At 76.7% G+C, this 5,622-nt stretch carries 4 protein-coding genes and 2 pseudogenes; 4 read left to right on the forward strand and 2 right to left on the reverse strand.

Annotated features, from left to right (window positions below):
* The 3 genes and pseudogenes from EBM89_RS21525 to EBM89_RS19205 form a co-directional block, all read left to right on the forward strand.
* Window positions 1–1,619, forward strand: a pseudogene (locus tag EBM89_RS21525) (hypothetical protein); the annotation flags it as partial.
* Window positions 1,616–2,569 carry an ABC transporter ATP-binding protein gene (locus EBM89_RS19200; protein WP_122151208.1) on the forward strand — a complete coding sequence of 318 codons (954 nt, stop codon included), beginning with the start codon at window positions 1,616–1,618 and terminating at the stop codon, window positions 2,567–2,569. The pseudogene EBM89_RS21525 and the gene EBM89_RS19200, both read left to right, overlap by 4 nt.
* Complete coding sequence (locus EBM89_RS19205; RefSeq protein WP_122151209.1) at window positions 2,566–3,252, forward strand: ABC transporter ATP-binding protein; 687 nt, start codon at window positions 2,566–2,568, stop codon at window positions 3,250–3,252. The genes EBM89_RS19200 and EBM89_RS19205 overlap by 4 nt, the downstream gene beginning before the upstream one ends.
* A gap of 12 nt (window positions 3,253–3,264) precedes the next feature.
* Here the strand turns inward: EBM89_RS19205 and EBM89_RS19210 are convergent, their stop codons facing one another.
* Window positions 3,265–3,777 carry a TetR family transcriptional regulator gene (locus EBM89_RS19210; protein ID WP_122151210.1) on the reverse strand — a complete coding sequence of 171 codons (513 nt, stop codon included), beginning with the start codon at window positions 3,775–3,777 and terminating at the stop codon, window positions 3,265–3,267.
* A gap of 84 nt (window positions 3,778–3,861) precedes the next feature.
* Between EBM89_RS19210 and EBM89_RS19215 the strand changes: the two genes are divergently transcribed.
* The gene (locus tag EBM89_RS19215) at window positions 3,862–5,415 is read left to right on the forward strand and encodes an MFS transporter (protein ID WP_439647209.1); all 1,554 of its coding nucleotides are present in this window, start codon (window positions 3,862–3,864) and stop codon (window positions 5,413–5,415) included.
* Window positions 5,416–5,502: 87 nt separating this feature from the next.
* On the opposite strand, the pseudogene EBM89_RS22645 reads toward EBM89_RS19215, so the two are convergent.
* Window positions 5,503–5,622, reverse strand: a pseudogene (locus tag EBM89_RS22645) (IS30 family transposase); the annotation flags it as partial.

A 5,622-nucleotide genomic window follows, 5' to 3' on the forward strand; every position in this document is an offset into this window, starting at 1 on the left:
CGGGTGCGGCGGTGCGCGGCCTCGCGGCGGTGCAGGGCCTGCTGGTCACGGTCCCGGCGGGCGTCCTCGGCGCGCTGGTGGGCTGGGCGGTGGTGCCCGGACCGACGCGGGCCGCCGACCTCGTGCTCCCCGTCCTCGCGGTGCTGGCGCCGGCGCTGCTGCTCGCGCTCGCCGCGGGTCGCACCGCCGAGGGCCGGCGGGACCTCGGCGGACCCGCCGGGCGGTGGCGCTGGGTCGTGGAGGTGCTGGTCGTCCTCGCCGCCGGGGTCGCCGTGGCCGTGGCCCGGGACCGCGGCCTCGCGGGCGCGACCGGGGGTGGCGACCCGCTGGTGACGGCGTTGCCGGTCGTGCTCGGCCTGGCGGCCGCCGTCGTCGTGCTCCGGGTCTACCCGTGGCCGGTGCGGGCGCTGCTCGCGGTCGTGCGCCGCCGTCCCGGCGCGGGGGTGTTCCTCGGTGCCGCCCAGGCGGCCCGTCGCCCCGCCGCCGGGATCGTCCCCGTGGTCGCGCTGGTGCTCGGGGTCGCGACGGTCGCGCTGTCGGCGGTCACGCTGTCGTCCGTCACGGCGGGCACGGAGCGCGGCGCCGTCCGGGGCGCGGGTGCGGACGTGCGGGTCGACCTCACCGTGTCCGTGCCCTCCGGCGGTGGGCTGACGGCGGACCAGGTCGCGGCGGCCGGGGCGGTCGACGGCGTCGAGGCGGTCGCGGCGGTGGGCGACGCGGGGCGGCGCACGCTCCAGGTCGGCCGGACCACCGACACCGTCCCCGTGCGGGTCGTGGACGCGGCGGCGCTCGCGGCGGTGCAGGCCGACCTGCCGGGCGTCGACCCGCTCCCGGACGCGCTCGCGGCCCCGGGCGGGGCGCTCGCCGCGGTGGTCGCCTCCGGCGCCGACCGCGACACGGCCGGGGATGTCGCCCTGGTCGTGGGGATGACCCGGGTGGGGGTCCCGCTCCACGTCGTGGGTGCCGTCGCCGAGGTGCCCGGTGTCGCCGCCGGCCAGACCTGGGTGCTCGTCGACCGGGCGGCGTGGACGGCCGCCACCGGGGAGGAGCCGACGGTCGACCGGCTGCTCGTCCGCACCGCCCCGGGCGCGGACCCGGACGTCGTCGCGGACGCCGTCGCCGAGGCCGTGGACGACACGCTCGCGGTCCGCACCGTCGCGTCCGAGCGGGCGGAGGTGGAGCGCTCCGTGCTGGTGCGCGGCACGCGCACGGCTCTGCTGGTCGTGACGGGCCTGAGCGCGCTGCTCTGCGGCGGTGTGCTGGCGCTGCTGCTGCTCACCGGCGCCCCGGCGCGCGGCCGGACGACGGCGCTGCTGCGGGTGCTCGGCGCCCCGGCGTCGGTGCGCCGGACGCTGGTCGCCGCGGAGGTCGCGGGGCCGCTGGTCGTGTCGCTGGTCGGCGGGCTGCTCGTCGGCGCGGTGCTGCCCGCGCTGGTGCTCGGCGTGGCCGACCTGCGGCTGTTCACGGGGTCCACCGAGCGGGTGGACCCGGTGCTGGACGCGGGGACCGCCGCCGCCCTCGGGGGCGTGGGTCTGCTGGTGTGCGCGGTCGCGCTCGTCGTCGCGGTGGTCGCCGCGCGCCGGGTCGCGGCCGCCCAGGTGCTGCGGGAGGGAGCATGACGGTGACCGAGCCGGACATCCTGTGCGAGGACGTGGTGCGCATCTTCACCACGGAGGGCGTGGAGGTGCAGGCCCTGCAGGGCCTCAACCTGCGCGTCGAGAAGGGCGACCTGGTCGCGCTGGTCGGGGCGTCGGGCTCCGGCAAGTCGACGCTGCTGACGATCCTGTCCGGGCTGGACCGCCCCACGGCAGGCACCGCCCGGGTCGCGGGGGCGGACCTCACGGCGCTGTCGTCGCGGGCGCGTCGCGCGTACCGCCGGGACGTCGTCGGGTTCGTCTGGCAGCAGACCGCCCGCAACCTGCTGCCCTACCTCACGGCGGCGGAGAACGTGGCCCTGCCGCTGCTCGTCGCGCGCCGGGGCCGACCCGCGGCGCGCCTCTCGCGGGCAGAAGAACTGCTCGACGTCATGGGCGTCGCGCACTGCCGCGACCGGAGGCCCGCCCAGATGTCCGGCGGTGAGCAGCAGCGGGTCGCCATCGCGACCGCCGTCGCCGCCGAGCCCCGGGTGCTGCTCGCCGACGAGCCGACCGGCGAGCTCGACGAGGCGACGTCGTCCGACGTGCTGGACGCGATGCGGGACGTCAACGAGTCCCTGGGCGTGACCACGCTGATCGTCACGCACGACCCTCTGGTGTCCGAGCACGTGCGCCGTACGGTCGCGATCCGGGACGGCCGCACGGCCACCGAGACCCTGCGCCGGACCGGCGTGGACGAGCACGGGCGCGAGGTGCTGCACGCCGAGGAGTTCGCGGTGATCGACCGGGTCGGTCGCCTGCAGCTGCCGCGGGACGTCGTGGAGCGCCTCGACCTGCGTGACCGGGTGCGCCTGGGGCTGGAGCCCGACCACGTGCGGGTCTGGCCGCACGGCGGGACCCGGCCCGACGGCCCGCCCGACGCGCCGCCCCGCGGGCGGCACGCGACCCCGTCCCCCGAGGAGGACCGCCCGTGACCGCCGGACCCGTCCCCGCGCTGCGCGGCACCGCGCTGACCCGTACCTACGGCTCCGGGGACACCGCCGTGCACGCCCTGCGCGGCGTGGACCTGCACGTGGCCCCGGGCGAGCTGCTGGTGCTGCGCGGCCGGTCCGGCTCCGGGAAGTCGACGCTGCTGCACCTGCTCGGCGGCATCGAGCGGCCGACGTCCGGGCAGGTGCACCTGGGCGACGTCGAGCTCACCGCCCTGTCGGAGGACGCGCTGCTGGCGGTCCGCCGGGAGCGGATCGCGTTCGTCTTCCAGTCGTTCGGGCTGGTGCCCGTGCTGTCGGCGGCGGAGAACGTCGAGGTGCCCCTGCGGCTGCTGCGGGTCGACCCCCGGGAGCGGGACGACCGGGTCGCGGCGGCGCTCGCGGCCGTCGGGCTGGCGCGGCACGCGGGCCAACGCCCCGGCGAGCTGTCCGGCGGCCAGCAGCAGCGGGTGGCCATCGCCCGGGCCCTGGTGGCGCGGCCGCAGGTGCTGCTCGCCGACGAGCCGACCGGGCAGCTCGACAGCGAGAACGCCACGGCGATGCTCGACCTGCTGCAGGCGCTGGTGCACGAGAGCGGGGTGGCGGCGGTCGTCACGACCCACGACCCGCTCATCGCGGAACGCGCGGACCGGGTGCTGGAGATCCGCTCCGGCGAGGTGCTGGGCTGAGCGGTCGAGCGGTCAGCCGCGCAGCCGGGCGAGGACGGCGAGGGCGTCCTCGAGCGCCCCGGGGTCCCGGATCCCGGTGACGGCGTTGTAGTACATCCCGTCGCCCATGAGCTGCACGGCGTGCGCGAGCGCGGGGTCCTGCAGCTCGGCGAGCAGGGCGTCGTACCAGCGCACCCGCAGCTCGTCGAGGACGGCGGTGGCGTCGTCCCCGGACTCCTCGGCGAGGCGGACGGCGGCGATCAGCGCGCGGTCGAGCGGCCCGCCCGAGGCCGTGGACTCGCGCAGGTAGTACTCGGCGGCGCCCTCGGGCGCGGCGGCCATCGCGGCGACGTCGGCGGCGCCGAGCTCGGCCAGCCGCTCGCGCTGCCCCTGGGCCAGCGCGGCCTTGCTGGGGAAGTGGTAGAGCAGCCCGCCCTTGGACACCTCGGCCGCCGCGGCGACCGCGTCGAGCGTCGCGGCGCGGACGCCGTGCGCGATGAGCAGGCCCTCGAAGGCGTCGAGCAGCCGGTCTCGGGTCGCGGACATGGGAATGACCGTACCGGTCTCGTCAGTTAACCGTCCAGACGGTACAGTTACGCCGATCCCCGACGACGAACGCGAGGTAGAACCGTGTCCACCCCCGCCACCACCCCGGTGGTCCCCACGCCGACGGCGACGACCCTGCTGCACCGCGGCCGCCCGGTGCGTCCCTGGGCCGTCCTGGTCGTGCTCATGCTGCCCGTGCTGCTCATCTCGGTGGACAACACCGTCCTGAGCTTCGCGCTGCCGTCGATCACCGCGCAGCTCGGCGCCACCGGCTCGCAGCTGCTGTGGATCGTGGACGCCTACCCGCTCGTGCTCGCGGGACTGCTCGTCCCGATGGGCGCCCTCGGCGACCGCGTCGGGCGCAAGCGCCTGCTGCTGATCGGGGCCACCGGGTTCGCCCTGGTGTCGCTGGTCGCGGCGTGGTCGCCCACGCCCGCGGCCCTCATCGCGGCCCGCGCCGGGCTCGGCCTGTTCGGGGCGACGCTCATGCCGTCGACCCTGTCGATCATCCGCAACGTCTTCCTCGACCGCGCCCAGCGCCGCCTCGCCATCGCGATCTGGGCGTCCGGGTTCGCGGGCGGCGCCGCGCTCGGCCCCATCGTCGGCGGCGCCCTGCTCACGCACTTCTGGTGGGGCTCGGTCTTCCTCATCAACGTGCCCGTCCTGCTGGTGCTGCTGCCGCTCGCCGTCGCGCTCATCCCGGAGTCGAAGGACCCCGCCCCGGGCCCGGTCGACCCGCTGAGCAGCGCCCTCGCCCTCGCGACCATGCTGCCGCTGGTCTACGCGATCATCGCCGTCGGCGAGCACGGCCTCACCGCCCTGACCGGCGGCTGCGTCCTGGTCGGCCTGGTGGCGGGCTGGGCGTTCGTCCGCCGCCAGCGCCGCCTCGCGACGCCGATGCTGGACGTCCGGCTGTTCACCAACCCGGTGTTCTCGGGCGCCGTGTCCGCCAACCTGCTGTCCGTGCTCGGCTTCTCCGGGCTGCTGGTCATCGTGTCGCAGTTCCTGCAGCTCGCCGCGGGTCTCAGCCCGATGGACGCGGGCCTCGTGCTGCTGCCCGGCCTCGTCGGCTCGGTCGCCGCCGGCCTGCTCGCGGTGCGCCTGGTCCGGTACGTGAGGCCCGGCATCCTCATCGGGTCGAGCTTCCTGCTCGCCGCCGTCGGCTACGGCGTGCTCACCCTGGTCGGCGACGTGCCCACCCCGGTGACCGTCGCGGTCACGTTCGTCATCATGGGCGTCGGCGTCGGCCTGGCGGAGACCCTGACCAACGACCAGATCACCACCGCCGTCCCGCCGGAGAAGGCCGGTGCGGCGTCTGCGATCTCCGAGACCGCGTACGAGCTCGGCACCACCCTGGGCGTCGCGATCCTCGGCTCCGTGCTGAACGCGGCGTACCGGTCGCGCGTCGTGCTGCCCGACGGCCTGACCGCCGACCAGGCGCACGCCGCGGGGGAGACCCTCGGCGGCGCGACCCGCATCGCGGGTGACCTGAGCACCGTGGACTCCGGTGCGCTGCTGGAGTCCGCGCGCCTGGCGTTCGACGCGGGCACGCAGCAGGCCGCCGCCGTCGGCGCGGTCGTCGCGATCGGCGCGGCGGTGGTCTCGTTCATCACCCTCCGCCGCGCGACCGCCCTCTGACCCCCCACCCGCCACGCCCCACACCGCGCACCCCCCGGGGTCCCCGCGTCGAGTGGTCAGCAGGTGCGGGTCTGAGGGCTGGCGGTTTCAGGCGGCGGTTGCAACGAGTAGGTCGTTGAGTCGTTGTGCGGGATTCTGCCAGTCCAGGGTCTCGCGGGGTCGGCCGTTGAGCTGGCGGGCGACGGCGTCGAGGTCGTCCTGGGTCCA

The sequence above is a fragment of the Cellulomonas triticagri genome (assembly GCF_003696205.1).
GTDB classification, from domain to species: Bacteria; Actinomycetota; Actinomycetes; order Actinomycetales; family Cellulomonadaceae; genus Cellulomonas; species Cellulomonas triticagri.

Excerpts from the sequence above, each read along its gene's own strand:
- EBM89_RS19210 (WP_122151210.1), bottom strand. The coding sequence starts at position 3,777 with ATGTCCGCGACCCGAGACCGGCTGCTCGACGCCTTCGAGGGCCTGCTC.
- EBM89_RS19200 (WP_122151208.1), top strand. The coding sequence starts at position 1,616 with ATGACGGTGACCGAGCCGGACATCCTGTGCGAGGACGTGGTGCGCATC.